This window comes from Nocardia sp. IBHARD005 (assembly GCF_052814245.1).
Map to the genome: position 1 here is coordinate 124,908 of NZ_CP199935.1, position 26,178 is coordinate 151,085.

The window sequence follows — 26,178 nt, forward strand, 5'->3', positions numbered from 1 at the left end:
AGGGTATTTTGTCAACGGTCGCGCCGGTGGACAAGCGAAAGCCCGGCTCGCGTGACGATGCGAGCCGGGCTGTGGGGCGGTCGGATCTAGCCGGCGTGGAGGTTGCGCGCCGTGGGGGATGTCGGTGTGGTGGCCGGGTCCGGGGCGGTGCCGAGTAGCCGGTCGGCGGTGCCGGAGGTGGTCACGGTGAACCAGTAGTGCTCGTTCTTGTAGTGGTGATGGCGGTGGTTGCGCCAAATAGCCCGATACGGAGCATGTTTCGGCTTGTAGTCGGTGTGGATGAGGTAGTGGGTCCACTCGTAGAGCAGGCCGAGCGTGGTGATGGTGAGCAGGAAGCTGAGGCCGAGGCCGGTACGGGGGAAGGCGAGCAGGGCGATCGCGACCAGGGCCAGGATCGTGAGCAACAGCGACTTCGGCGGGATGAAGATCAGCGGGATGTCGCGCGGGTCGACGTGATGCTCGCGGTGTTTGCGGGCCAGCTCACTGTCGAGGGTCAGCGGGCCGAGATGTCTTGGGCGCCAGTGCAACACGGTGACATGGATGATCCATTCGATCACCGGGAACGCGGCCAGAATCACCAGGGGAACCAGGGCGTCGGTGAGTTGCCAGTCGCCGATCGCGCAGCGGGCTGCCAGCGTGGCGATGAATACCGTGGCGATCATCCACGGGGACGGGTGCCGAAGGAACTCCTGTGCCGCTGCGCGCAACGTCAAGCTGCGGCGGATCGAGCGGGCGGCACGGGTTCCGTTCGGTGCGGGGGTAGCTGAGCACGCGGCCTCGGTGTGCGTCGGGTCGGCATTCACCTGGTCGGTGGTGTGGCGGTCGTCGGCAGCGTCAGGCGCGGCGGTGTCGTGCGACGTCGTTGTCGGACGGTCGTTCTTCATGGTGCTTCCTCGGGTGAATCACGCCCCGTCGAGGGCATGGATCAGGGCGGTGGTCGCCGGCTCGAGCAGTGCTCGAGCGGTGTCGGCGGCCCGTTCCGGCGCGCCCGCGGCGATCGCGGCGGCCAGGTCTCGATAGGCGTCGGCATTGCCCACCTCAGCGGACATGATCGGCGCCAGCGCGGCCAAGGCGGGTTCGTAGGCGGCGCGCAGCATGGAATACATCAGCCGGAAGGCGATCGAATCGGCGAGATCGAGGATGTGGTCCCAGAATTCGAGGGCGATCCGTTGCTGGGTGAGTGGGTCCGATTCGGCGACAAGCGAATCGACGGATTCGTGCAACAGCGCCAATTCGCCGTCGACAAGCGGATCGGCCGTTCCTCGCGATCGCACCCGCGCCGCGGCGAGCTCGGCGATCTTCGGCCCGTTGTGCAGCCGCGCCTCGAGAATGCTGCGAGCGACCGCCGGATCGATGGAATCGCCCCGAAGCAACAGTCGCGGAAGCACTTCCAGCCCCGCACTCCGCCGATAATCGAGCACCGTCGTCGCCTCACCTTGCCGAACCGCAACCAGCCCGGCCGCGGCCAACCGCTGCAACGCCTCCCGCACCGCGGGCCGCGAAACCCCCAACGCCTCGGCCAGCTGCCGCTCACCCGGCAACGTGCTCCCCGCCACCAACTCCCCACCCAGCACCTCAGCGGCGATCTGCTCGAACACATCACCGGAAACCGAGCGCTTCACCACGGGAGTCCATGCCATACCCACATCGTGCACCCGATAGGTCAGGAGGTCGAGTGGTCAGACCATTAATCGCCCGGCAGCCCCTGGGGCAGCGGCGCGGGTTGTCGTTCGGGCTTGCGCGTCGTGACTCGATCGTTCATTATTTACCCATGTTCACCCTGAATGAACAGCAAGGAATGATGAACATCCTGGATGCGGCGAGGAGCCATCTCGATGCCCGGGGAGTTTCCTTCGAGACGTTGGAAACCACTGAGCAGCCTGACTCTGGCTCCGATCTGATCGCACGACTCGATGCAGGCGCTCGCGGTGATCGAACGTATGCCGTTGAAATCCGTCGACGAATCACCAGTTCGATCGCGCGTGCGCTGCGGTCGACCGAGCTACCCCTGCTCCTGGTAGCGCCGCACATTTCGCGCGAGGCGGCAGAAGTTCTGCAGCACCGCGAAATCGACTTCGTAGACACGGTCGGCAATATGACTCTCGCGTGGCCATCGCTGTATGTGTCCGTCGTGGGCAATTCCGGGCGATCCACGGCGAGACCAGCCCATGCGCGCGCGCCTCGGGCGTTCAGTCCCGCCGGAGCGAAGGTGCTGTTCACGCTGCTCAGCTGGAGCGATGCGATCAACACGCCTTTGCGTTCCATTGGAGAGCGCAGTGGGGTGTCTCTCGGCACCACGCAGATCGTCGTGAACGAGCTGGAACGCGGTGGCTATGTGGCGACGGTCGACGGTCGACGGCAGCTTCTGAATGGGCGCGAGCTGCTGGACCGCTGGACAGAGGCCTTTTCTATCGCTGTTGTGCCACGGATAACCCTGGCGGATTTCGTCGACAACTCCAACGGTTGGTGGCTGGAAGCGAGGTCCGCACTTGTCGACGAGAGGGCGCAATTAGGGGGTGAAGCGGCGGGCTCGCAACTGGATTCCGAGCTCCGCTCGACGACCGGCATCCTCTATGTGGACGCCCTGCCCCGAGCGCTGGCCGCCGAGCGTCGGTGGCGCCGAGTCGATGGCGAACCGAATGTGATTATTCGACAGCGGTTTTGGCGGCCGACCGAACCGCTCGATCCGTTGGTGCCCAGCACTTTGATCTATGCCGACATGTGGACATCTGGCGATTCTCGCCAACGCGCTCATGCTGAAAGGATCAGAAACGGTGACCCTCGACTTGTCGAAATCGACAGATCCTGAGATCCACTTGGCCGCAACAGTCCTTCGAGAATTGGATGCTGTCGCAAGCCGGACCGGGGCCGAATTCCTAGTCGTCGGCGCTACGGCCCGGAATATGTTGGCGCACAGCATTACCGGTGCGACTCCCGAACGGGCAACCCATGACGTGGACATCGCCGTCGGCGTTGCCGACTGGGACGAAGTGTGGCAGCTCGGGTCGATGTTCGGCGCCCGAGGTCGACGCTCGCATCGGATCGCCATCGGTGGCATTCCCGTCGACATCATCCCGTGTGGTGCCATCGAACGCGCCGACCGGACTGTCGCCTGGCCGGGCGATTTCACGATGAACACGCTGGGATTTCGTGAAGCTTTCGGGTCCGCCGAGTCGGTCTTGCTCCCTGGCCAACTGATGGTTCGCATTCCTTCGATCGCTGCGCAGGTGCTATTGAAACTGGTCGCATGGTACGACCGGCATTGGACCAGTACGAAGGATGCGGTCGACCTGCGGACGATGCTCGAATGGAGTGATTCGGCACAACTCCTCGAGGAGCTGTATGTGAGCCGTTTCGACCTAGTCGAGATGTATGACTACGACACTGCGCTGGCGGGCGCCCACAGGATTGGCAACGCCATCGCGGCTCTCCTCGATTCATCTGAACTCGCGCAGGTCAGAGCGCTGGTCCAGGACCCGCAACTGCAGGTCCGTCTGGCCGGCGACATGCGGGGTGTCTTCGATCGGTCACACCAGCGACTCATCGCGATGATCAGTGGGGTTCTTGGCGAGCACGAACAGCGGTTCGTGGAGTGATTCCGGCAGGTCGGACCGATAACTGAGTTCACTTACCGGCTGTGTTCATTCTGAATGAACACAGCGCAAAATGGACTTGCTGAGAAGTCAAAGGTCAGCTGGGGTCGGAGCCTCGGATGGCGGAGAGCCAGGTGAAGGTGGCGGCGGCGACCGTTGTGGTGGCGACGAACGCGCCGAGGCCGCCGTTCATGACGTAGACCCAGAGCAGGCCGACGAGGGGTGCGCCGATCGCGGGTTGGATGTCGAGGATCAGGCGGCGCGGGATGCCGTAGGCGGGTGGATCGGTGGGGCGGGAGGGGTTATCGATGAGTTTGCCCGGCGGCTCGGCCGTACGGACCCGGCCCGAGGGGTAGAAACGCGTGTTCCCATCACCGATGGATCGGCCGGTCAGTTCCAGGTCGGTCGGGGTGAGCGTCGACAGCGCCGGGTCATAGAACACCGGTTGCCACACCACGCGGTCCCCACTGCTGATCTCCAACCACGACCGGCTGACCAGTCGATACTGCTGCCGAACCCGCCTACCGCGCACCGTGCCGGTCGCTACCAGCCCGGCCGGAAGAACACCGAACGCAAGGCCCAATTGATAAGCGGTGTAAGCGAGTACGGCGAGAGCGACCACGGCGAGCGCACTCAGCTGATCGATATCGGCGAACGGCACCCACGCGGCGATGACCGCGAGGGTGCCGCTCGTGACGAGCAGCGGATAGGTGAGTGCGTTTGCCGGGCCGGTACTCACTTCAGGAGAACTTCCGTGCTCACTTCACGAAGCCGATCTTGGTGTAGTCGTAGGAAGCGAGGCCTGCCGCACCGAAGTTTGCGAGGTTGTCGCGTACTCCGAGATTGCCGGCGGATTGCATGAGCGGCAGGGAATGTCCCTCCTCGAATACCTTTCGATCGATCTGGTTGGCCAGTTCCTTGGCCTTGACCGGGTCGAGTTCAGAGATTGTCTGCTCGATGAGGGCGTTGAGTTCGGGAGAGCCGATGCGGCCGTAATTGGCCTGAAGATCATCCGGGTACAAGCCGTAGATCTGCGTCAGGCTGCTGAGCGGGAAGGCATCGCCAGCATAGAACCACTGTCCTACATCGAAATTGCCCGGCGCGAGGACGTCAGGGAACAGGCCGGCACCTGCCTTTGTCTCGATGGTCAACTTGACGCCGACCTGCGCGAGGTTCTGCTGGATGATCTGCGCGGTCTGAATATTGGTCGGGTCGTTGTACATAACGTCGCGGATCTCGAGCTTCCGGCCGTCCTTTTCGCGCACATCCCCGTTGAGCTTCCAGCCGAGGGCGTCGAGCTCTTGCGCCGCGGCCGTCGGGTCGAACCCGAGGCTGTTGTCCTGGTACCCGTCCTGGCCCTGCAGGTAGACATGATTATTCAGCGGTTTGGGATCCAGGACGAGCCCGTTCTGGATCGCATTGGCGATACCCTGCCGGTCGATCGCTTTCGAGATCGCGACTCGTACACCCTGGTCGGCCAGTACGGAACCGGGCGCCCCGTTGAAGGTGAAGTGACCCCAGTTGTTGCCTGGCGCCCGTCGGATCGCGATGCCAGGTGTACTGCTCACCGCCTTCAAATCGTCGCGACTGGCGATTCCTACCGCATCGATCTCGTTGTTCAGGAGTGCGGGAGTGAACGCTGCACTATCGAGAACGCTGAAGGTCATGGTGTCGAGTTTCGGTGTGTCACCCCACCATCGGGGATTGCGGCCGAGGACGACCCGGCCTTGTCCTCGGTCGACGGACTGGATGATGAACGGTCCGGACGACAGCGTGAGAGCCTCGACCTGGCTGTTGTTGAACGCTTCGGCGCTCGATGTGACGGACTTCGGGAAGAGAACCGAGTTGCCCGCGAATTGTCCGCGCCACTCGGCGTAGTGCTGCTTGAAGGTGATGACAGCCTGCTTGTCATCGACACCGCGTTCGACCTTGTCGACCCGATCGAAGCCGCTGTTGTTGGCGATCAGGAACGACTTGTCGGCACCGCTGAGCGCCGCAGCCTGGGACCGAAGGTCCTCCCATGTAATCGGCGCGCCGTCGGACCAGACCGCCTTGGGGTTGATCGTGTAGGTGACCTGCTGCGGCTCGGTGTTGGTCAACGCGACGTCTGTGAAGAAGTCCGTGTTCACCGAGAGGTTCGCCGCCGCATCGGTTTTGAACGCGCGCGGCATCATCGGACGCAGCATCGAGCCGGTGTTTCCGGTGTTGCCATCGGTGTGCAGGCCGTTCCAGTTCTCCGGCAGCGAGGTAATCGCCAGTCGAAGGTTGCCACCGTCACGCAGTTCGCTGACGTCGCGCGGGTTGATGTCGTTGGTGGTGCCGAGCGCGGCGTCACCGTCTGCCGCGATGTCATCGCCCGAGCCACACCCGGCAGCGATCAAACTGACGATGACGAGGGGGATTGCCAGGCGGGTGGTCATCGAACGAATTCGCATTGACCGCTCCTTTCCTCAAATTCGCTGCACGAGTGTGGCACGACGGTTTGTCTACTTGACGAAGCCGACCTTGGTGTAGTCGTAGGACGCCAGCCCTTCTGCACCGTAATTGGCGAGGCCGTCTCGCGTCGCGACCGCGCCCGCGGATTGCACGATGGGAAGGGAGAAGCCCTCCTCGAAGATCATCCGGTCGGCCTTGTTCGCCAGTTCGATCGCCTTTTCGGGATCGAGTTCGCCGATGACCTCCTCGATCAGCGCGTTGAGTTCGGGCGAACCGATACGGCCCTTGTTGCTCAGCGGGTTCGCGGGATCGTAGGCGTAGATCTGGGGCAACGCACCGAGTGGGAAAATACTCTTCGACCAGCTGAATTGGGCGATATCGAAGTTGCCGGGGTCGATGACGGTCGTGAACAAGCCATTGCCGGGGTAGGTCTCGATGATCAGCTTCACGCCGATCTCCGCCAGATTCTGCTGGGCGATCTGCGCGATTTGGGTCCAGGTATCGGCCTGGTACATGACATCGCGGATCTCCAGCTTGCGACCATCCTTCTCACGCACGTCGCCGTTGAGCTTCCAGCCCAGCTCGTCGAGCATGCGAGCAGCGGCAGCCGGATCGTAGGAGACCGATTCGGCGTTGTCCTGGTAGCCCTGCTGGCCGACCAGGAAAAGGTGGTTGTTCAGCGGCTTCGGGTCGGTGACCACACCGTTCTGGATGGCCGTAGCGATCGCCTGCCGGTTGATGCCCTTCGAAATCGCGATCCGCAGCTTCGGATCGGACAGCAACGCGCCGGGCGCACCGTTGAAGGTGAAGTGCGAGAACCTGTTCGCGGGCGCGCGGCGAACCTTGATGCCGGGCGTATTCGTCGCGGTTTTGACCTCTTCGACACCAGACAAGGTAGATACGTCGAGTTCGTTGTTCTGCAACGCATTCAGGCGCGCTGAATTGTCGAGAACGCTGTAGGTGACGGTGTCGAGCTTGGGGGTGTCACCCCACCATTTCGGGTTGCGGCTCAGCACGATCCGCTGCTGTGCGCGGTCGATCGAAGTGATGATGAACGGCCCGGACGACAGCGGCATATCGTTGCGGTACAAGTCGTCGAATGCCTGTGGCGATGCCGTGAGCTGGCGTGGGTACAGCGGATTGAACAGGCCCTTCCACTCCGCGTAGTGCTCTGCGAAGGTGACGATCGCCTGCCGGTCGTCGACGCCGCGTTCGACCTTCTCGACGCTGCTGTAGCCCTGGCTCGCCGCGATCTTGAAGGCGGTGTCGCGCCCGCTCAACACGTTTGCTTGAGACCGCAGATCCTCCCAGGTGATCGGGGACCCGTCCGACCAGACCGCTTTCGGGTTGATCGTGTATTTGATCTGCTGCGGGTTGGTGTTAGTGAGTTCGACATCGGTGTAGTAGTTGTGGTCAATCGTCAGATTGCCCGCCGCGTCGGAATTGATCGTGCCTGGCAGCGCCCAACCGGTGAGGTCGCTGATCTCGCCGTCGGAGTCGACGTGGAGGTTGTTGAAAGTTGCGGGGAAACTGGTCAGCGCCAATCGGAGATTGCCACCGTCACGCAATGCGTCGCGATCCTGCGGATTGATGTCATTGATCACGCCGATCGCGCTCGAGCCAGATTGGACGTCGACATCGGAGCCACAACCACCCAGCACCAACGTCAAGGCGAAAACAGGCACCGCGATGCGGAAACCAGCCCGGCGCAACCGCCTGGCGTAAGTAGCTGTGGTCATTTCGTGAATCCGATCTTCGTGTAGTCGTACGTTGCCAAACCGGGGGAGCCGATGTTGGCGAGGGTGGTGCGGGCGCCGACGCTGCCGTCGGACTGCATCAGGGGGAGGGAGTGGCCTTCTTCGAAGACCTTGCGGTCGACCTGGTTTGCTAGGTCGATGGACTTTGCAGGGTCGAGTTCGGTGAGGGTGTGTTCGATGAGGGCGTTGAGTTCAGGAGAGCCGATGCGGCCATAGTTGGCTTGGAGGTCGGTGGGGTCGTAGTAGTAGATCTGGCGGATGCTGCTCAGGGGGAAGGGGTCGCCCTGGTAGATGTATTGGGCGGCGTCGAAGTCGCCCGGTTGGATCACGTCGGTGAAAAGGCCCGCGGCGGGTTTGGTGTCGACGGTCAGTTGCACGCCGATGGCAGCCAGGTTCTGCTGGATGATCTGGGCGATCTGGACCCAGGTGGGGTCGTTGTACATGACGTCGCGGATGACCAGGGTGCGGCCGTCTTTGGCGCGAGTGTCGCCGGTGCGGGTCCAGCCGAGGGAGTCGAGTTCGCGGGCGGCCGCTTCGGGGTCGTAGCCGAGGCTGTTGTCCTGGTAGCCCTTTTGGCCCTGGAGGAAGATGTGGTTGTTCAGCGGCTGCGGGTTCTCGACAAGACCGTTCTGAATGGCGGTGGCGATACCCTGGCGGTCGATGGCCTTCGAGATCGCCACGCGGACAGCGGGATCGGCGAGGATCGAGCCGGGCGCACCGTTGAAAGTGATGTGGCGCCAACGATTACCCGGCGCGCGGCGGACAACGAGGCCCTCGGTACCGCGGACGGTTTTCACGTCGTCGATGGTGGTGAGGCGGACCAGGTCCAGCTCGTTGTTCTGGAGCGCCTGCACCCAGGACGTGTGGTCGAGCACGCTGTAGGTGATGGTGTCGAGGACCGGCTGCGCACCCCACCATTTCGGGTTGCGGCCCAACGTGATTCGGCCCTGACCTCGGTCGGTGGCGCTGACGATGAACGGGCCCGCGGTGAGGGTGATGGCATCGGCGAGGCTGGTGTTGAAGGCCTCGGGGGTGCTGGTCACCGACTTCGGGTAGAGGGCGGAGTTGCCGGAGAACTGACCGCGCCAGTCGGCGTAGGGCTTGCTGAAGGTGAGGACGGCGTGCTGGTCGTCGGTGCCGCGCTCCACCTTCTCGACGAATTCGAAGCCGTTGGTGATCGCGATCTGGTAGCTCTTGTCGCGCCCGCTCAGTGCGTGGGCCTGGGATGCGAGGTCTTCCCAGGTGATCGGCGAACCATCCGACCAGACCGCCTCCGGATTGATCGAATACGTCACCCGCATCGGATCGGTGCTGTTCAGAGTGATCTCGGTGAAGAAGTCGGTGTCGACGCTGAGCTGGCCTGCGGCGTCGATCTCATACGATCGCGGCAGCATCGCGCGAACGATTTCGCCGATCTCACCGTTGTTGCCGTCATTGGACAGGATGTTCCAGTTGGCGGGGTAGTCGGTGGTCGCCAGGCGCAGGTTGCCGCCCTCGCGCAGCTCATCGGTGCTCTTGGGGTTGACGTCGCTGGTCGACCCGAGCGCGTCGCTCAGCCCGGCCGCCGACTCGTCGCCGCCACCCCCACAGCCCGCCACGATCATCCCGGCCGCCACCACCATGGCGGCACAGCGCATTCGGGCACTACGGGCTGCTTGCATTCGACGGGTTCTCATGGCGGCTCCGATCAGACGACGGGTTCCGGTACGGCCGCGATGAGCGAGCGCGTGTATTCGTGCTGAGGATCGGCGAAAACCTGCTCGGCCGGGCCGGATTCGACGATCTTGCCCTGCAGCATCACCGCGATGTCGTGGGCGAGATTGCGCACCACCGACAGGTCGTGGGAGACGAACAGGTAGGACAGTCCGTGCTCGGCCTGTAGGTCGCGCAGCAGGTTGAGCACGCCCGCCTGGATCGACACGTCCAACGACGAGACGGGTTCGTCGAGTACCAGCAGCTGGGTGTCGAGAGCCAATGCGCGGGCGATGCTGATGCGCTGCTTCTGGCCGCCGGAGAAATCCGAGGGGTAGCGGTCGGCGTGCTCGGGACGTAATCCGACCTGCCGCAACAACTCTGGCACCCGCCGGTTGACCTCTTCGCGAGACCAGCCGTCGATGCGCAGCGGCTCGGCGAGCACGTCGAAGATCGGCAGGCGCGGGTCGAGGGAGGCGCTGGGGTCCTGGAAGACGATCTGCATCTTGCGGCGGATCTCGCGGGTGCGCGCCTTGGTGAGGGTGGCGACGTCGTTGCCGAGCACCTCGATGCTGCCCGACTGCGGCCGGGCCAGGTCCATGATCTGCGACAGCGTGGTCGACTTGCCCGAACCGGATTCGCCGACCAGCGCGAGGGTGCGGCCCGCGCGCACCGAGAAGCTGATGCCGTCGACCGCGCGGACCTCGCCGGTGCGGCGGCGCAGCAGCACGCCGGAGCTGAGCGGGAAGGTTTTCACCAGGTCGGTGACGCGCAGGACCACGTTTTCGTCGGTGCGGTCGGGGTGCGCCGGGGCCGGGATCTCCTTGCGGTAAGCCTCGAAGAGTTGTTCGGTGCCGACTTCGGCCGTGCGGATGCAGGCGGCCGAGTGGCCGGGGCTCACCTTCTCCAGCGGGGGTTCGGCGGCGGTGCAGTCGGCGATGGCGACCGGGCAGCGCGGTGCGAACGAGCAGCCGGGCGGCAGGGCGTGCATGGCGGGGGGTGCGCCGAGGATCGGGATGAGCGGCGTGCGCGGCGGGCCGTCCATGCGCGGAATGGAGCCGAGCAGGCCGACGGTGTACGGCATCCTGGGAGCGGCGAAAAGCTCAGCGACAGGCGCGGTTTCGACGATCTTGCCCGCGTACATCACCGCGACCCGGTCGGCGACGGTGGCGGCGATCCCCATGTCGTGGGTGATCATGATGACGCCCGCGCCGGTGATATCGCGTGCCTTACGCAGCAACGCGAGGATCTGGGCCTGCACCGTCACGTCGAGCGCGGTGGTGGGTTCGTCGCAGATGATCAGGGCGGGATCGTTGGCGATGGCCATGGCGATCACCACGCGCTGGCGCATACCGCCGGAGAACTCGTGCGGGAAGGCCCTGGAACGGGCCCTGGCATCGGCGATGCCGACGAGTTCGAGCAGCTCGATGGCCCGCTCGCCGGCTTCCTTGCGGCCCATCTTGCCGTGTGCGAGAAGAGCTTCCGCGATCTGCTCACCCACCCGGTACACCGGGGTCAGTGCGGAGAGTGGATCTTGGAAGACCATGCTGATCGAGGAACCGCGCAGCTTCGACATCTGCTTGTCGCCGAGGCCGAGCAGTTCGCGGCCGCGCAGGCGCACCGATCCCTGCACCCGTGCCTGTTCGGGCAGCAGGCCGATCACCGCGAGTGAGGACACCGACTTGCCCGAACCGGACTCACCGACGATGGCGAGCACCTCGCCGTCGGCGACGGTGTAGTTCACCCCGCGCACGGCCTCGACACGGCCTTCCTCGCCGGGGAACGAGACCCGCAGGTCGGTGACCTCGAGCAGGGGTGCGGTCGACGCGGTCATCGCTTCTCGGCTTTCTTCAACTCCACCTGCGCCTCGTCCTTGTGCTCGGCGACCTCCTTGCGGGCCTTGCGCGCGCCGCGGGCGCCGGGGTCGAACGCGTCGCGCAGACCGTCGCCGACGAGGTTGGCGCACAACACGATCGTGATCAGCAGACCACCGGCGAACAGGAACAACCACGGGTAGGTGAGCGCCGATTTGGTGCCCGCCGCGATCAGCGAACCCAGTGACACATCCGGTGGCTGCACACCGAAACCGAGGAAGCTCAAACCGGTTTCGGCCATGATCGCCGAGCCGACGGCCAGGGTGGTGTCGATGATCAGGATCGAGGCGATGTTCGGGACGATATGGCTAAGGATCACAGTGCGGGTCGGCGCTCCCATATACCGTGCGGCGCGGACGAATTCACGGTCACGCAGGCTCAGGGTGAGGCCGCGGATGATGCGCGCGGCGATCATCCAGCCGAACACGCTGAGCAGCACGATCAGGATCGCGATCGACCCGGAACCCTTGGTGCGCGGCGCGAACAGCGCGATGATGATGAAGCTGGGCACCACGAGCAGCAGGTCGACGAACCACATGATGGCGCGGTCGGTCCAGCCGCCGAGCAGCCCGGCCACCGCACCCGCGGTCGCGGCGATGACACTGGAGAACAGCGCCACACAGAAGCCGATGATCAGCGACTTCTGCAGTCCACGCAGGGTCTGGGCGAGAACGTCCTGGCCGATCTGGGTGGTGCCGAACGGGTGCTCGAGGCTCGGCGGCCGCATCAGCGCCTTGTAGTCCATCTGCTGGTAGTCCCACGGCAGCAAAGGTGGCAGCGCGAAACTGGCCACCAGCAGCAGCAGGATCACCGCGCCGACCACGGCGGGTTTGTTGCGCAGGAAACGGCGCCACACCAGTTTGCGGCGCCCGGCCGCGGCGACCTCGGGTGCGCCGACGACGATGAGTTCGGTATCGGTCATGAGACACGCACCCTCGGGTCGAGCAGGGCAAGGACGACATCGGAGAGCAGACCGGAGACCAGCACGACCAAACCGGCGAACGCCGTCACCGTCACCACGACATAGAGGTCCTGGGCATTGATCGCGTCGATCAGCCATTCACCGACGCCGTGCCAGCCGAAGATCTTCTCCACAAAAGTGGCGCCGGTGATCAATCCGCCGAGGCTGTAGGCGAACAGGGTGGCCATCGGGATGAGCGCGGTGCGTAGGCCGTGTTTGTAGAGGGCCCGATTGCGGGTCAGGCCCTTGGCTCTCGCTGTTCGGATGAAATCGCTCTGCAACACGTCGAGCATGGCGTTGCGCTGGTAGCGGCTGTAGCCGGCCATGCCGCCCAGCGCGAGTGCCAGTGTCGGAAGCACCAAATGCTGTGCGCGGTCGACCATTTGGTTCCAGAACCCGGTGATCTGGGTGGCCGAGGTCTCGCCGGTATAGAGGAAGATCTGCGTACCGGTCATCGTATTTATTTGCAGCGCACCGTATTTCAGCAGTGTCGCCAGCAAGAATATCGGTGTCGACAGGATCAGCAGCGACAGCACCGTCGAGAAATAGTCGCTGAATCTGTACTGCCTGATCGCGCCGGCGGCACCGATCAGCACGCCGAGCACGGTGCCGATGACCGAACCGAGAATCAGCAGCCGCAGACTCACCGCCACCCGCCTGCCCAGTTCCTCGCTCACCGGCTGCCCGGCCAGGGTGGTCCCGAAATCCCCTTGCACGACGCCGCCGAGCCAGGTGAGATAGCGCTGGGGGATCGGCTCGTCGAGATGCAACTGCTCGGCCTTCGCGTCGATCACCGACTGCGGCGGGCGCGGGTTACGCTGCTCGAGGCTCTCGAGCGGGTTGAACGTGAGTGATGCGAGGCTGAACGTCAGAAACGATGCCAGCAGAAGGAGCACAACGTAGTTGAGTGTGCGCCGCAACAAGAAGCCGGTCATCAGTCCCCTCTGGATCGGGTAATCAGGCCCTGATCATAGGGACAGTCCGGCGTCCCCGCGTGGCGACGTGCGGCAGGATAGATGGGATGACGCACCTGCACCCGAAACCGCAGCTGGTGGCCAGCGACGTCGACGGCACGTTGATCGACGATTCCGACAAGGTCTCGGCGCGCACCAAGGCCGTCGTCGGGGCGCTCGTCGCCGACGGCGCCACCTTCGTGCTCGCCACCGGCCGCCCGCCGCGCTGGATCGAACCGGTCGTCAGCGAACTCGGGTACGCACCGCTCGCGATCTGCGGAAACGGTGCGGTCATCTACGACAGCGCCACCGATCGGGTGTTGTCCAGCCACACCCTCGACGTGGAAACCTTGAGCTGGCTGGCCGAGATCGCCGAACACGCGTTACCCGGTTGTGGGCTGGCGACCGAGCGGGTCGGGGCCAGCGCGCACGACGCCGTGACACAGCAGTTCGTGAGCTCGCCGACCTACGAACACGCCTGGCTCAACCCCGACGACACCGTCGTCTCGCACGCCGAAGTGATCGACTCCCCCGCGATCAAGATGCTCATCCGGCTCAGCACAGCCCGCAGTTCCGAGATGCGCGCCGCCCTCGCCCCGCTCATCGGCGACCGCGCCGAGATCACCTACTCCACCGAGAGCGGCCTGATCGAGCTCGCGGTACCGCAGGTGACGAAGGCATCCGGGCTGGCCGAGGTCGCCCGCCGCATCGGCGTGGAGAATTCGTCGATCGTGGCGTTCGGCGACATGCCCAATGATGTGCCGATGCTGGCGATGGCCGGGCACGGAGTGGCAATGGGAAACGCCCACCCCGAAGCTCGGGCGGCCGCCGATGAGGTGACCGGAAGCAACATAGACGACGGGGTAGCGATGGTCCTCGAGCGCTGGTGGCGATAGGCCGAACCACCTTGGGTTGGGTGATGCCGGTATGTCGTTCCGGCAGACCACGCTGGGCCGGGTAACTCCATGTATGTCTCTACCCGGAGGGGCCCGCCCCGATCTGGACTGACCGGAGGGTGCGACGAAGGAGTACCCGGAGGGAGGGAAGATCGGGGGCCCGAAGGGCCCCGACTCGAGCGCGTCAGCGCTCCAATAAACACAGCAAGGTACACCGCCCCGGGCTCGGTTTTACCTGAGCAGCAAGGTACACCGCCCCGGGCCCGGTTTTGCCTGAGCAGCAAGGTACACCGCCCCGGGCTCGGTTTTGCCTGAGTAGCAAGGTCCACCGCCCGGGGCCCGGTTTTGCCTGAGTAGCAAGGTCCACCGCCCGGGGCCCGGTTTTGCCTGAGTAGCAAGGTCCACCGCCCGGGGCCCGGTTTTGCCTGAGTAGCAAGGTCCACCGCCCGGGGCCCGGTTTTGCCTGAGTAGCAAGGTCCACCGCCCGGGGCCCGGTTTTGCCTGAGTAGCAAGGTCCACCGCCCGGGGCCCGGTTTTGCCTGAGTAGCAAGGTCCACCGCCCGGGGCCCGGTTTTGCCTGAGTAGCAAGGTCCACCGCCCGGGGCCCGGTTTTGCCTGAGTAGCAAGGTCCACCGCCCGGGGCCCGGTTTTACCTGAGCAGCAAGGTCCACCGCCCGGGGCTCGGTTTTACCTGAGCAGCAAGGTCCACCGCCAAGGCCCGGTAAAACCTCCCGCGAATAAAACGGCCGGTGCCCTCGCTCGGAGGTGCACCGGCCGTTCTTCGCCGTGACCGGGGGTTAGCCGGCCGGGGCGGGTTCGGGGACCGGCGGGTCTGCCGGTACCTGTTCGACGGGGACCGGTACAGCAGCCGGGGCCTGTGGTTCGGCGGGTACCTGCGGGCCGGCCGGAACCGCGAGTTCGAGCGTCGGCGCGGTCTGTGCCTGGCCAGGCTTCGGCTGTCCGTTCATTTCCTGCTTGTAGGTCTCGTCGTAGGTCTTCCAGAACGTCGTGACGATGCCAGTGAGCTCGTTGAGCACCAGTGAACCGTGCTGGAAATCGGTACGAAAACCATTCGGGACCAGGTACGACCCGGTGGTCGGCAGGCCGAGTACGCCCGAGTCGGCACCAAGGCTCAGATAGCGGTCGAGAATCGCGCCGACCACCTCGAACACCTCAGCGCCCTCGCCCGAATAGACGAAACCGTTGGCGAACTTCGCGTACTGACGGCCCTGCGCGCCCGCGATCAGGTCCGACTGCGGCGCGCCGAGCGGACCGTCGACCCCGCCCTTGGCCACCCAGTGCTTGGCGATCGCGTTGTCGCCGGACAGGCCGAGGAACTTGTCGACCATCGCACCCAGCTCGGCCATATTGCCCTGCCGTGCGCGGGCCTGCTGGCTCGGCGGACGATTCACCGTCGGGGGCGAGGTGTAGGTGCCGGAATTGCCCGCCGCGATCCCGCGGATGCGGTCCATCAGCGCGTAGGCGGCGTCGCCGGGGCAGTCGGTGTTGCCGACATCGCGGTGCGCGAACACCACCGGCAGGTCCACCGCTTCGTCGTAGGCGTACGGGGTGAACTCGGTGCCCTCGGAGTACATCGTGGTCGAGCCCTTGGGATTGATCCCGGCGAGCTTGGACCGCCAGCCGATGAACTTGCCGATCGCGTTGATCGCCTCGTTGCTCGGCTCCTCCGTCTCGTAGTTGCCCATCAGCGCCACACCGGCGGTGTTCTCGTTGAAACCGCCCGCGTGCGCGCCCTGCACCGCACGGTCGAGGCCGCCGTAGCGGCCCTCGAAAATCTGGCCGTACTGATCGACCATCGCGTTGTAGCCGACGTCGCACCAGCCCAGCGTTTCGGCGTGATAGGCGTAGATCGCGCGGACGATGCCCGCCGATTCGGAGCGGCTGTAGTCGTTGCGACCGGCCGTGTGGTGCACGGTGATGCCGCCGAGGCCGTCGTCGTAGGTGGGTTCCTGGCAGCGGATCGATTCGTCGGCACCCCACTGCGCGCGGGTGATGACCTTCGGTCCGCCACCGGGCAGTGCCGCGGCCACGTCATTGAGCGCGGCATCGATCGCGGCCCGGCCCGGATTGATCAGGATGGCCTTGAGCGCGGCCTCGGTGAGGTGGGCTGGGTCGTGGTCGGGGCCCGCGGCGGGCTTGCGGGTGACCAGCATCTGCACCGCGGTGGTCTCGCCGACGTAGATCGGTTCGGTGCCGGTCGGCGCGCCGGCGGGGGTTTGATCGGTGGCCCTGGTGTCGAGCGGATCGGCGTCGTACCAGGGGCCCCAGTTGCCGTCGAGCTGGCGGGCACGGAGTTTGGTTGTGGTGTTCGCCAGGTCGCGAGCGGTGATCGCGACCATGCTGAACGGGGTGTCCTGGGTGAGTTCCTTGACCTGTGCGCCCACCTGGTCGATGACATCTGAGCCGACCGCGCCGGGGGACAGGGCGGGGGTGTCGGGGGTGGTGCCGGGTTCGAGGTTCTCCGGGTCGGCGATGAATTTCGCACCGGCGGAACGGCTTTGGGAGACCGGAGCGCCGATGGGAAGTGCGGCCGCGGCGGGTGGCTGGGCTGCGGGTGCTGGAGCAGGTGCGGGAACAGCGGGTGCGTCCGGCGCTGAAGCTGCTTGCGCCGGTGCGGGAGCAGCGGGGGCTGGGGCCGGAGCTGCTTGCGCCGGTGCGGGAGCAGCGGGGGCTGGGGCCGGAGCTGCTTGCGCCGGTGCGGGAGCAGCGGGGGCTGGGGCCGGAGCTGCTTGCGCCGGTGCAGGCGCTGCTGGGGCAGGGGCTGCTGCTCCAGGCATCGGCGCCGCAGGAGGAGGCGCGGCCGGAGCGGGCGCGGCCGGGGCGGGCTGGGCTTGGGGTGCCGCTGCCGGGGGAGCAGGGGGCGCGGTGGGGACCGACGTGCTCGGAACCGGTGGGCGCGCGGGCGTGCTGGCAGCCCCGGGGGCCCCAGGTGTCGCGGCGCCCGGTGCGGCCTGCTGTGTCGGCTGCGGTTTCGTCGGCAGCTGCGGCAGCTGGATCTCGGTGGGCAGCGCCACGCCCGGGGGTACCGGCAATCCCGGGGGGATCGGGATCGAGGCCGGCAACTGCAACATGCGCAGGTCCGAGAGGTGTAGGTCGGGGAGGTCGAGGCCGGTCAGGTCACGCAGCGGGACGGTGATGTCGGGAACCGAGGTCAGCGCGACCTCGGCCAGCTGCGTCGGCACGGCCGCGACCTGGGAATCGTTCGCGCTGCGGTAGTCGGTCGAGTCGCTGAGAGCGAACGCGCCGACCGGGGCGGCGACAACGAGGGTGGTGACCACCGGGAGCACGTAGGAACGTTTCGGCTTTCGGTATCGCACGTGCGACTCCTATCAGGGTCGAGCTCGTGTTTTTCCGCGCATGTGATGCTTGCTTCCTCAAACCTCACGCATCACACTAGTTAACATACGTCACACATCTCAACCTCAACTTGAGGATTATGTGATTGCTCGAATGTAGCCCTCGGATCCCGCTCGGTGACGACGACATGCCGACGCGAGCTCCGCCGGTCGAACCGCGAAACCGTGGGAGCGCAGTATGAGAGCGGACACCAAGATCACCCGCAATAGCGGCCGTGGCACCCGTCGCCGGGTTGTGCCGGTCATCTGGACCGTGCCGCTGCCGGTACTGGTCAGCGGTACTGTGCTGGCCTTGACCGGGGCCATCGGGCTGTGGCAGATCCTGCCCGGTCAGATCACCCCGACCGTCGGCGTGGGACACGGCCGCGGCATGAGCCAGGTCGGCGCCTTCGACAACGCGCGGGCGGGCTGGTCGGCCGAGGAGATTCTCGGCCACTACTACCCCGGGGCAGATCTCGGGCAAATCGGGCCGACAACGATCGGCGTCCGGCTCCAGGCCCAGGATGACGCCACTCTCGACACCTTCGCCGCCGCCGGTGCGCAGGTCGCAGGCCGCACGATCGGCCCCGGCGACGCGGCCCATCTCACGCCGCTGCCCGACGGCGGGGCGAATGTGGTCGTGACCGCGGGTTGCGACGGAGAAGTGTTGTGGCAGGACGCGACCGACGATCCATTCGTCTATCCGGTCGGCGCCGGTGCGGGCAGGCCGGCCGAGGAACACCTGACCCTCTGCGGGGGCACCGCCTATCGTGGCGCGCTCGGTGTGGCGCTCGAAGGCGAGTCCTATCGCACCGTCAACCAGGTGGACCTCGACGATTACCTCGCCGGCGTCCTGCCCGCGGAAATGCAAGCCAACTGGGCCGACCAGGGTGGTTTCGAAGCCCTACGCGCACAAGCGATCGCGGCCCGTTCCTACGCTCTCGCCGAGAGCCGTTACGACTACGCACAGACCTGCGACACCACCGACTGCCAGGCGTATCCCGGCACAGTGAAAGAGGATTCGCGCAGCACCGAGGCCGTCGCCGCCACCACGGGCACGGTGTTGTTACGTGACGGGCAGATCCTGCGCTCGGAATACTCGGCGGCTCCCGATGGCGGTCGGCCCGCCGATATCGAAACCTTCGCGGTCGGACCGGCGCCGAGTGAACTCGTCGAATCCGCCCCGGCCCCAGTGGTTCCCGTCGTACCGGCGCCGCCGGATCTGACCATCGAGGCGCTGGCGGGTGAGTCGGTGATCGACACCGAGTACCGGCGCATCGGCGGTGCCGGCAGTGCGGTGGGTGCGCCGATCGGCCCGGAAATGCTGCTGCCGCAACGGGCAGGCACGTATCGGATGTACACGAACGGTGTCATCGTCGCGACGCAGACGCTCGGCGCGCAGGTCGTCGACTTCTCCACGCTGCTCCAGCTGGTCCCCGACGCCGGTGATCAGTTGCCCGCGACGGCTTCCGGGCGGCCCAAGCTGAAGACACCGGAAGGTGGTTTGCCCCAGGTTGTTTCGCCTGGTGGTCCGCAGGGCGTGCAGTTTCCCTCGGACGCCGAGGTCAGGGGTGAGCCCGTTCACGGGCCGGTGAATCCGGCCGCGACGGTGGGCGCGCCCGGCAGTGGAATGGGCCACGCGTACGGTCCCGGCGCCGCGCCTGGCTTGTACGACGGGGAGTAGGCAGGACCTGCGCTGAGCGTTCACAAATCCGGCCAACGGTCGAAAATTCGACCGAGATTGGTGAACGCTCAGGGCAGTCCTGGGTCAGTCGAGCGTGGTGTCGTTCAGTGCGACGGCGAGTGTGCGCAGCAGGTCGGCTAGCTGCTCGCGGTCCGTGGCGCCGAGGGCGGAGAGCAGGCGCTGCTCGTTGGCCACGTGCAGCGGCAGCAGCCGGTCGACGAGTTCGCGTCCTTCGGCGGTGAGCTGCACGAAGACCGAGCGGCGATCATCGGCGGAGGGGACGCGCCGGACCAGGTTCTTCGCGGCCAGCCGGTCGATGCGGTTGGTGATGGCGCCCGAGGTGACCATCGCGGCACGGTTGAGCGCGCCCGCGGTGAGGCCGGTCTCGCCGCCGGAGCGACGCAGCGTGGCCAGCACGTCGAACTCCCAGAATTCCAGGCCGTGACCTGCGAAGAAGCGCTTCAGGTCCTGCTCGAGGACGCGCGAGAGCCGGGTGATCCGGCCGATGATCGCCATCGGTGACACGTCGACATCCGGGCGCTCGACGTTCCAGTGCTCGGTGATCAGGTCGACAGCGTCGCGCATCCCATTTCCCTCTCGGTTAAAACTCTTAACGTTCATCTACTTGACGTAGAGATACATCGGCGAGTAGATATTTCAATGTTGAGATTATCAATCAGGAGTGAACATGACGACCGCAACCCGCTCCACCGGCTACGCGGGCACCCTCGCGCTCACCGCTCTCACCCCGATCGTGTGGGGCTCCACCTACGCGGTGACCACCGAACTCCTGCCCCCCGACCGGCCGCTGTTCACCGCGCTGATGCGCGCGCTCCCCGCCGGACTGGTGCTGCTCGCGCTGACCAGGGTGCTGCCGCACGGCAAGTGGCTGAGCCGGGCAGCGGTGCTCGGCGTGCTCAATATCGGCGCGTTCTTCCCGCTGCTGTTCCTGGCCGCATATCGGCTGCCGGGTGGTGTCGCCGGTGTGCTCGGTGCGGTCGCGCCGATGTTCGCGCTCGGATTCGCCGCTGTGCTGCTGGCTGAAGCCCCGGCGAGGCGGAAGGTGATCGCGGGTGTCGTCGGCGTGTTCGGTGTCTCGCTGGTCGTGCTCCGCGGCAGCGCCGAACTCGATCTGATCGGCGTGCTCGCCGGTCTCGCCGGTGCGGCCTCGATGGCGGCGGGAACCGTGCTCACCAAGAAATGGGGACGTCCCGATGGTGTCGGCCCGCTGGTGATGACCGGCTGGCAGCTCACCGCGGGCGGGCTGTTCATCGCGCCGCTGGCCCTGCTCATCGAAGGTGCCCCGCCCGCGCTCGACGGAGAGGCTATCGGTGGCTACCTCTACCTCGGCATCATCGGCACCGCGCTGGCGTACTGGCTGTGGTTTCGCGGAATCTCGCGCGTACCAGCGACTTCGGTCGCATTCCTCGGCCTGCTCAGCCCGGTGTCGGCCGCGGTGATCGGCTGGATCGCGCTGGGACAGGCGCTCACCACGCTTCAGATCGTCGGTCTCGGCGTCGCTCTCGCGGCTACCGTCTTCGGGCAGTTGCCGTCCAAGCCGGTGGATGGCGGCTCCGAACGTGTTGCGGGAGAACAAGTATTGCCTGCCAGTACCGGATCCGTTTCGGCCGAACGGCGCAGTGATGCCGAGTCGAACGTGAATTCGGTTGCGCCGGAATTGGTGTCGGCGACGACTCGAGTCTGAATCGCTGACCGGTCAGCCGCGCAGCGCCTCGACCGTCGACGTCGACGGGTGTCGCGCTCGGAGCGCAGCGCGCATACGTGCGGCAACTGGTGGGGAGCTCGACGGGACCGGCGTCGATGTACACCGAGCGCGACACGGTGGAGGTCGAAGTCGGCTTCGTGTCTTGACCTTGACGTAGCGTCAACTTGCAGAGTGGAGGTACCGACGAGAAAGGAGCAGGTCATGGTGAGTGAATGGTCCATCCAGGACCTCGCGAAGGCCGCGGGCACCACCAGCCGTACATTGCGCCACTACGGGCAGCTCGGGCTGTTGGAGCCGAGCCGGATCGGAGCCAACGGCTATCGCTATTACGACCAGACCTCTCTCGTTCGACTGCAGCGAATTCTGCTGCTGCGCGAACTCGGCCTCGGCCTTCCCGTGATCGCCGAAGTCCTCGCCGGTGAACAGGACACCGCCGGCGCGCTGCGGACCCACCTGGACCTGCTTCGGCAGCAGCAGGATCGGGTGGCGCGGCAGATCGAGTCGGTGTCGACCACTTTGCACAAGACAGAAAGAGGTGAACCGCTCATGGCCGCAGAGGTTTTCGACGGTTTCGACCACACGCAGTACAAAGACGAAGTCACCGAGCGCTGGGGTAAGGAGGCCTACGAGAGCGGTGATCGCTGGTGGCGTTCGCTGACCGACGCCGAGAAGGAAGGCTTCCAGCAGACCCAGCTCGACATCGCCACCGACTTCGGAAAGGCCTTCACCGCGGGCCTTCCCGTGGAAGGTGACGTCGTCCAGGCGATCGTCGCCCGGCACCGCGCCTTCCTCGTTGTCGGTACGCAGGGCAAGACGGTGTCGAACGAATACCTGCTCGGCCTCGGCGAGATGTACGTCGCCGACCCGCGCTTCCGGGGCAACTACGACGTGCACGGCGAAGGCGTGACCGAATACATCCTCGACGCCTTCCGGGCTTACGTCGCAGCTCATCCCGCCTGAGCGGTTGACGGGCGCCCGATCGGGTAGTGAGGTGACAATCGCCCACACAGTGCTCGATCGGGCGTTCCGCCGTATAACTGACGGCGACGTCGACACATAGCGGGGACAGTGGTGGAACAGGTGCGGCCCGAGCGGCCTTCGCGTGCGGTGACTGCGCTGATCGCAGGCTGGCTCGGAGTGCTGGTCGGCGGGGCGGGAATCTTCGTCGGCACGGCGACCGCTGTGCTGCGGGCGTTCGGGCGAGAGATCGACCTCGATTACGTGGGCGCGGGGATCGTCGGCGGGCTCGGGGTGGTCTACCTGCTCGGGGCGGTGCTGTTGTTGCGGCGGCGGATGCTCGGCAGGCGCGTGCTGCTCACCATGGCCGCGGTGATGGCGGGGGCGACGTTGCTGGTCATCGTGCTCAACGGGGCCAGTCACGGCTGGCGGTTCGGGCCGTTGGATTTCTGGTTGGTGGTCAATGTGGTGATCCTCGCGCTCAGTCTGAGCGAGCCGACACGGCGCTGGACCACGACGCGCTAGGCGTACCTCCGTCTTCGCTCCGGCCGTGCGCAGCTGAGGAGCGCTGCGCGGCTGCGCCCATTGGGCGTACCTCCGCCTTCGCTCCGGTCGTGCGCAGCTGAGGAGCGCTGCGCGGCTGCGCCCATTGGGCGTACCTCCGCCTTCGCTCCGGCTGTGCGCCGCTGAGGAGCGCTGCGGCTGCGCCCATTGGGCGTACCGCCGCCTTTGCTCCGGCCGTGCGCAGCTGAGGAGCGCTGCGGCTGCGCCCATTGTGGCGATACGGGATACGGTCGGGGGATGGTCGTGCTGGAGACGAAGTCGAAGAGCGGCGAGGTGGTGGCGATGGTGGCCGTGTGCCTCGCGGGTATCGCCGCGTTGGCGAACCTGGTGGGGGGCGTGGTTCTCGTTCGGTCGTTTCTGAGCGATCCGGGCGAGCTCGACGACTCGCTGACCCTTTTCGCCACGCTCGGCGCGCTGGTGTCGGTGTTCGCGTACATCTACGGTGGCGTGCTTTTGGCGCGCCGGGATGAGACCGGGCGGTGGGTGATCGTGGTCGCCGCCGGCGCGCAGCTCGTCCTCGGTTTGCTCGGCCTGCTCGCCACGCTCGTGAACTACGACTCGGGGTATGGGATCCACTGGTTCGCCGACGAATCCGTTGTTCGTTCGATTCTGATCGGTTTCGGTGGGGTACCCGGTGCGGTGACGGCGATCGTGAATCACAGTTGGGCGGCGGCACTTTCGGGCGCGCTGTTCGGTGGGCTCGTGCTGTTGTCCGCGGCCCTGCCGTGGACGGCGGCCTACACGCTCGCTCGCCCGGAAGATGTCGTCGGACCGAACGTATAGTTTCAGCAGGTCAGCATTACCGCGGATGGTGCTGCGAGGCCGGGACACAAGATAGCGGCTACAGGTACAGCTCGCCAGGAGGGGGAACAACCATGGGGTATCCGTACGGCCCACAGCAGGGCCAAGACCCGTACGCGGGGCAGGGGTACGCGCAACCCGGCTACGCACCCGACCCGTATGGCGGCCAGCCGGGCTATGGTCCGCCCGCTGAATATGGTTATGGCGCACCAGTTTACGGTTACGCACCGTACCCAGGCTACGGTCAGCCCCGGGCCGGCGGCGGAACCGCGATCACTGCCGCGGTGATCGCACTGCTGCTGTCGTTGATCTCCCTGGGCGGCCTTGGGCTCGGCTTGGCGATTCTTCTGAGCACCGATGCCACGAGTGCCAGGGACGAAGCGGGCCGGGAGGATGTGGCAACCGCCCTCGCAATCGGCTCGGCACCAGCACTGCTGTTGCTGCTCGGCGCCATCCTGCTGTTCCGCCGCAAGACCGCAGGCCGGGTGATTCTTATCATCCTGTCCGGGCTTGGCCTGGTGTTCAGCGTGCTCTCGACCGTGATCCCCCTGGTGACCGACAATGGCGCTGCGGGGGAGGAGGCGGCGTTCGTGCTGATCGGCGGTGTGGTGGTCGGCGCGGTACCGCTGCTGATCTTCCTGTTCGCTGTCGCCCCATCCACCGGCCGCTGGATCCGCGACGGGCGGCCGGGCGGCTATCAGCAATACCCGCAGTACTGACTGGCGGCGCCATCTTTCGGCAAGCAGCAGTGGCTGCGATGCCGACGCACGGAACGGCAGGTGTCAGAACCGCCGTCAGGAGAGGATTCGATGGGGTACCCGCACGGCCCACAACAGGGCTACGACCCGTACTCGGGGCAGAGACCGGCGGGATATGCGCGGCCCGGTTACGGAGCTGACCAATACGCCGGGTCCCCGCAACCAGGGCTCGACGCCGCACCTTATGGCGGTCAGCCGGGTTACGTTGTCCAGCCCTACGGAACGCCTGAATACGGCTATGGACCACAGGCTTACGCACACAACGGCTATCGCGCGCAGGCGACCGGGGCCGCGCCCCATCAGTACATTCCGGGCTACGGACAGCCGCGAGCGGGCGGCGGGACGGCGATCACTGCTGCGGTCATCGCGTTGCTGGCGTCATTGGCAGTAGGGTTGACCACCGCGATCCAGCCGTGGCGGTTGATGGTCCTCATGGACCACGCCGGAATCCGTTTCTACAGCGTGACGGTGCCGTACATCGTCGGTGGCGGTGTGGCAGTCCTCTGGTTTGGCGGCTCGATTCTGCTGTTCGGCCGCAAGCCCGTGGGCCGGGTGCTCGTGATCATCATGTCCTCGCTCCTGTTCGTCGTTTTCGGCGTCTCGGCGGCGGTCAGCATGAGCAATACCGGCGACCCCATTCCCGAGATCTTTGTCGCCTTGCCAGGCTGCGGTCTTCCCCTGCTGATTCTGGCGCTGGCTGCGGCACCGCCCACGGGCCGCTGGATCCGAGCTGGGCGCCCGGGCGGATACCCGCCGGACGGGTACTGACGGTGTCCTCGGGGTCGGTCACCCTCCAACGGGATGAATCGGCCCTGGTCAGGGCGTGGTTGGAGACTCCGCCGGGACAAACGGTGGTCTTCCGATACGCTGGGCACCCGTGACCGCCGCATCGTCTGAGGGTAACTCCGTCAACGCAGATTCCAACGCCCCGGCAAACCAGTACGACCTGATCGTGGTCGGCTCCGGTTTCTTCGGGTTGACCGTCGCCGAGCGTGCCGCGAATGTGCTCGGCAAGCGGGTGTTGGTGATCGACCGCCGCTACCACCTGGGTGGCAACGCCTACTCGGAGCCCGATCCGGAGACCGGTATCGAGATCCACAAGTACGGCGCGCACCTGTTCCACACGTCGAACAAGAAGGTCTGGGATTACGTCACCCAGTTCACCGAGTTCACCGGGTATCAGCACCGGGTGTTCGCGATGCACAAGGGCCAGGCGTATCAGTTCCCGATGGGGCTGGGCCTGATCTCGCAGTTCTTCGGCCGCTACTTCACCCCGGAAGAGGCCAAGGCGCTCATCGCCGAGCAGGCCGCCGAGGTCGAGACCGGTGACGCGCAGAACCTCGAGGAGAAGGCGATCTCGCTGATCGGCCGTCCCCTCTACGAGGCGTTCGTGCGCGACTACACCGCCAAGCAGTGGCAGACCGACCCGCGCGAGCTGCCCGCGGGCAACATCACCCGCCTGCCCGTGCGCTACAACTTCGACAACCGCTACTTCAACGACACCTTCGAGGGTCTGCCGAAGCAGGGGTACACGAAGTGGCTGGAGAACATGGCCACCTCCGATCTCATCGAGGTCAGGGTGAACACCGACTGGTTCGACGTGCGGGACGAGATCGTCGCCGCCAGCCCGGATGCCCCGATTGTCTACACCGGCCCGCTGGATCACTACTTCGACTACGCCGAAGGTGAATTGGGCTGGCGCACCATCGATTTCGAGACCGAGGTGCTCTCCCAGGGTGACTACCAGGGCACCAGCGTCATGAACTACAACGACGCCGACGTCCCCTACACCCGCATCATCGAGCCGCGCCACTTCCACCCCGAGCGCGACTACCCGGCCGACAAGACGGTCATCATGCGCGAATTCTCCCGCTTCGCACAGACCGGCGACGAGCCGTACTACCCGATCAACACCCCCGAGGACCGCGCCAAGCTGCTGGCCTACCGCGAGCGGGCCAAGCAGGAAACCGCCGAGAAGAAGGTGCTGTTCGGCGGCCGTCTGGGCACCTACCAGTACCTGGACATGCACATGGCGATCGGTGCGGCGCTGAGCATGTTCGAGAACGTGCTGCGCCCGCATCTCGAGTCCGGCGCACCCCTGGTGGATCAGGCGTGAGCGAGCAGCGCCCGGAGAAGGCAGCCCGCGCCACCGCGCAGGGCACCCGAGTAC

The 26,178-nt window shown here is 65.8% G+C and carries 22 protein-coding genes; 11 read left to right on the forward strand and 11 right to left on the reverse strand.

Going from position 1 to position 26,178, the window contains the following annotated elements:
• Positions 1–86: 86 nt before the first annotated feature.
• Both ACTWPB_RS00595 and ACTWPB_RS00600 read right to left on the reverse strand, forming a co-directional pair.
• The gene (locus ACTWPB_RS00595; RefSeq protein WP_446223809.1) at positions 87–884 is read right to left on the reverse strand and encodes a sterol desaturase family protein; all 798 of its coding nucleotides are present in this window, start codon (positions 882–884) and stop codon (positions 87–89) included.
• An 18-nt stretch (positions 885–902) separates the two neighbouring features.
• A complete protein-coding gene (locus ACTWPB_RS00600; protein ID WP_446223810.1) occupies positions 903–1,640 on the reverse strand; it encodes a FadR/GntR family transcriptional regulator in 738 nt (245 codons plus the stop codon).
• A gap of 131 nt (positions 1,641–1,771) precedes the next feature.
• Between ACTWPB_RS00600 and ACTWPB_RS00605 the strand changes: the two genes are divergently transcribed.
• A complete protein-coding gene (locus ACTWPB_RS00605) occupies positions 1,772–2,809 on the forward strand; it encodes a type IV toxin-antitoxin system AbiEi family antitoxin (protein WP_446223811.1) in 1,038 nt (345 codons plus the stop codon).
• A complete protein-coding gene (locus ACTWPB_RS00610; RefSeq protein WP_446223812.1) occupies positions 2,775–3,596 on the forward strand; it encodes a hypothetical protein in 822 nt (273 codons plus the stop codon). Before ACTWPB_RS00605 ends, ACTWPB_RS00610 begins: the two co-directional genes overlap by 35 nt.
• A 94-nt stretch (positions 3,597–3,690) precedes the next feature.
• Here ACTWPB_RS00610 and ACTWPB_RS00615 read toward each other — a convergent pair whose 3' ends face one another.
• From ACTWPB_RS00615 to ACTWPB_RS00645, 7 genes are read right to left on the reverse strand one after another with little or no spacing between them, the layout of a single operon-like run.
• Positions 3,691–4,332: a hypothetical protein gene (locus ACTWPB_RS00615; RefSeq protein ID WP_446223813.1), complete on the reverse strand. Its 642-nt coding sequence runs from the start codon at positions 4,330–4,332 to the stop codon at positions 3,691–3,693.
• Positions 4,333–4,351: 19 nt separating this feature from the next.
• On the reverse strand, positions 4,352–6,028 hold the full coding sequence (locus ACTWPB_RS00620) for an ABC transporter family substrate-binding protein (RefSeq protein ID WP_446223814.1): 1,677 nt from the start codon (positions 6,026–6,028) through the stop codon (positions 4,352–4,354).
• A gap of 51 nt (positions 6,029–6,079) precedes the next feature.
• Positions 6,080–7,768 (reverse strand): ABC transporter family substrate-binding protein, encoded by a 1,689-nt coding sequence (locus tag ACTWPB_RS00625; RefSeq protein WP_446223815.1) that lies wholly within the window; start codon positions 7,766–7,768, stop codon positions 6,080–6,082.
• The gene (locus ACTWPB_RS00630; protein WP_446223816.1) at positions 7,765–9,462 is read right to left on the reverse strand and encodes an ABC transporter family substrate-binding protein; all 1,698 of its coding nucleotides are present in this window, start codon (positions 9,460–9,462) and stop codon (positions 7,765–7,767) included. Before ACTWPB_RS00630 ends, ACTWPB_RS00625 begins: the two co-directional genes overlap by 4 nt.
• A gap of 11 nt (positions 9,463–9,473) precedes the next feature.
• Positions 9,474–11,312: an ABC transporter ATP-binding protein gene (locus ACTWPB_RS00635; protein WP_446223817.1), complete on the reverse strand. Its 1,839-nt coding sequence runs from the start codon at positions 11,310–11,312 to the stop codon at positions 9,474–9,476.
• Positions 11,309–12,274 carry an ABC transporter permease subunit gene (locus tag ACTWPB_RS00640; RefSeq protein WP_446223818.1) on the reverse strand — a complete coding sequence of 322 codons (966 nt, stop codon included), beginning with the start codon at positions 12,272–12,274 and terminating at the stop codon, positions 11,309–11,311. The genes ACTWPB_RS00635 and ACTWPB_RS00640 overlap by 4 nt, the downstream gene beginning before the upstream one ends.
• Complete coding sequence (locus ACTWPB_RS00645; protein ID WP_446223819.1) at positions 12,271–13,248, reverse strand: ABC transporter permease; 978 nt, start codon at positions 13,246–13,248, stop codon at positions 12,271–12,273. The genes ACTWPB_RS00640 and ACTWPB_RS00645 overlap by 4 nt, the downstream gene beginning before the upstream one ends.
• A gap of 86 nt (positions 13,249–13,334) precedes the next feature.
• On the opposite strand from ACTWPB_RS00645, the gene ACTWPB_RS00650 reads away from it, so the two are divergent.
• Positions 13,335–14,162 (forward strand): HAD family hydrolase, encoded by an 828-nt coding sequence (locus ACTWPB_RS00650; protein ID WP_446223820.1) that lies wholly within the window; start codon positions 13,335–13,337, stop codon positions 14,160–14,162.
• A 797-nt stretch (positions 14,163–14,959) separates the two neighbouring features.
• On the opposite strand, the gene ACTWPB_RS00655 is transcribed toward ACTWPB_RS00650, so the two are convergent.
• The gene (locus ACTWPB_RS00655; RefSeq protein ID WP_446223821.1) at positions 14,960–17,500 is read right to left on the reverse strand and encodes an N-acetylmuramoyl-L-alanine amidase; all 2,541 of its coding nucleotides are present in this window, start codon (positions 17,498–17,500) and stop codon (positions 14,960–14,962) included.
• A 217-nt stretch (positions 17,501–17,717) separates the two neighbouring features.
• On the opposite strand from ACTWPB_RS00655, the gene ACTWPB_RS00660 reads away from it, so the two are divergent.
• Positions 17,718–19,202: a SpoIID/LytB domain-containing protein gene (locus tag ACTWPB_RS00660; RefSeq protein ID WP_446223822.1), complete on the forward strand. Its 1,485-nt coding sequence runs from the start codon at positions 17,718–17,720 to the stop codon at positions 19,200–19,202.
• Between the two features lie 84 nt (positions 19,203–19,286).
• Here the strand turns inward: ACTWPB_RS00660 and ACTWPB_RS00665 are convergent, their stop codons facing one another.
• Positions 19,287–19,787, reverse strand: coding sequence for a MarR family winged helix-turn-helix transcriptional regulator (locus ACTWPB_RS00665; protein WP_446223823.1), 501 nt, complete (start codon positions 19,785–19,787; stop codon positions 19,287–19,289).
• Between the two features lie 103 nt (positions 19,788–19,890).
• On the opposite strand from ACTWPB_RS00665, the gene ACTWPB_RS00670 reads away from it, so the two are divergent.
• The 7 genes from ACTWPB_RS00670 (at position 19,891) to glf (ending at position 26,124) form a co-directional block, all read left to right on the forward strand.
• Positions 19,891–20,907 carry an EamA family transporter gene (locus tag ACTWPB_RS00670; protein WP_446223824.1) on the forward strand — a complete coding sequence of 339 codons (1,017 nt, stop codon included), beginning with the start codon at positions 19,891–19,893 and terminating at the stop codon, positions 20,905–20,907.
• A gap of 222 nt (positions 20,908–21,129) precedes the next feature.
• Positions 21,130–21,888, forward strand: a complete 759-nt coding sequence (locus ACTWPB_RS00675) for a MerR family transcriptional regulator (RefSeq protein WP_446223825.1) — start codon at positions 21,130–21,132, stop codon at positions 21,886–21,888.
• A 147-nt stretch (positions 21,889–22,035) separates the two neighbouring features.
• Positions 22,036–22,410, forward strand: coding sequence for a hypothetical protein (locus ACTWPB_RS00680; protein ID WP_446223826.1), 375 nt, complete (start codon positions 22,036–22,038; stop codon positions 22,408–22,410).
• Between the two features lie 276 nt (positions 22,411–22,686).
• Positions 22,687–23,232 carry a hypothetical protein gene (locus ACTWPB_RS00685; protein WP_446223827.1) on the forward strand — a complete coding sequence of 182 codons (546 nt, stop codon included), beginning with the start codon at positions 22,687–22,689 and terminating at the stop codon, positions 23,230–23,232.
• A gap of 302 nt (positions 23,233–23,534) precedes the next feature.
• Positions 23,535–23,969 carry a hypothetical protein gene (locus tag ACTWPB_RS00690; RefSeq protein ID WP_446223828.1) on the forward strand — a complete coding sequence of 145 codons (435 nt, stop codon included), beginning with the start codon at positions 23,535–23,537 and terminating at the stop codon, positions 23,967–23,969.
• Positions 23,970–24,059: 90 nt separating this feature from the next.
• Positions 24,060–24,776 carry a hypothetical protein gene (locus ACTWPB_RS00695; protein WP_446223829.1) on the forward strand — a complete coding sequence of 239 codons (717 nt, stop codon included), beginning with the start codon at positions 24,060–24,062 and terminating at the stop codon, positions 24,774–24,776.
• Positions 24,777–24,885: 109 nt separating this feature from the next.
• A complete protein-coding gene (gene glf / locus ACTWPB_RS00700) occupies positions 24,886–26,124 on the forward strand; it encodes a UDP-galactopyranose mutase (RefSeq protein WP_446223830.1) in 1,239 nt (412 codons plus the stop codon).
• Positions 26,125–26,178: the final 54 nt, after the last annotated feature.

What these genes read in the sequence shown, in the direction of transcription:
- ACTWPB_RS00595 (WP_446223809.1), bottom strand. Translation starts at nt 884, where the DNA reads ATGAAGAACGACCGTCCGACAACGACGTCGCACGACACCGCCGCGCCT.
- ACTWPB_RS00600 (WP_446223810.1), bottom strand. Translation starts at nt 1,640, where the DNA reads ATGGCATGGACTCCCGTGGTGAAGCGCTCGGTTTCCGGTGATGTGTTC.
- ACTWPB_RS00605 (WP_446223811.1), top strand. Translation starts at nt 1,772, where the DNA reads ATGTTCACCCTGAATGAACAGCAAGGAATGATGAACATCCTGGATGCG.
- ACTWPB_RS00620 (WP_446223814.1), bottom strand. Translation starts at nt 6,028, where the DNA reads ATGCGAATTCGTTCGATGACCACCCGCCTGGCAATCCCCCTCGTCATC.
- ACTWPB_RS00625 (WP_446223815.1), bottom strand. Translation starts at nt 7,768, where the DNA reads ATGACCACAGCTACTTACGCCAGGCGGTTGCGCCGGGCTGGTTTCCGC.
- ACTWPB_RS00630 (WP_446223816.1), bottom strand. Translation starts at nt 9,462, where the DNA reads ATGAGAACCCGTCGAATGCAAGCAGCCCGTAGTGCCCGAATGCGCTGT.
- ACTWPB_RS00635 (WP_446223817.1), bottom strand. Translation starts at nt 11,312, where the DNA reads ATGACCGCGTCGACCGCACCCCTGCTCGAGGTCACCGACCTGCGGGTC.
- ACTWPB_RS00640 (WP_446223818.1), bottom strand. Translation starts at nt 12,274, where the DNA reads ATGACCGATACCGAACTCATCGTCGTCGGCGCACCCGAGGTCGCCGCG.
- ACTWPB_RS00645 (WP_446223819.1), bottom strand. Translation starts at nt 13,248, where the DNA reads ATGACCGGCTTCTTGTTGCGGCGCACACTCAACTACGTTGTGCTCCTT.
- ACTWPB_RS00650 (WP_446223820.1), top strand. Translation starts at nt 13,335, where the DNA reads ATGACGCACCTGCACCCGAAACCGCAGCTGGTGGCCAGCGACGTCGAC.
- ACTWPB_RS00660 (WP_446223822.1), top strand. Translation starts at nt 17,718, where the DNA reads ATGAGAGCGGACACCAAGATCACCCGCAATAGCGGCCGTGGCACCCGT.
- ACTWPB_RS00665 (WP_446223823.1), bottom strand. Translation starts at nt 19,787, where the DNA reads ATGCGCGACGCTGTCGACCTGATCACCGAGCACTGGAACGTCGAGCGC.
- ACTWPB_RS00670 (WP_446223824.1), top strand. Translation starts at nt 19,891, where the DNA reads ATGACGACCGCAACCCGCTCCACCGGCTACGCGGGCACCCTCGCGCTC.
- ACTWPB_RS00675 (WP_446223825.1), top strand. Translation starts at nt 21,130, where the DNA reads ATGGTGAGTGAATGGTCCATCCAGGACCTCGCGAAGGCCGCGGGCACC.
- ACTWPB_RS00685 (WP_446223827.1), top strand. Translation starts at nt 22,687, where the DNA reads ATGGTCGTGCTGGAGACGAAGTCGAAGAGCGGCGAGGTGGTGGCGATG.
- ACTWPB_RS00695 (WP_446223829.1), top strand. Translation starts at nt 24,060, where the DNA reads ATGGGGTACCCGCACGGCCCACAACAGGGCTACGACCCGTACTCGGGG.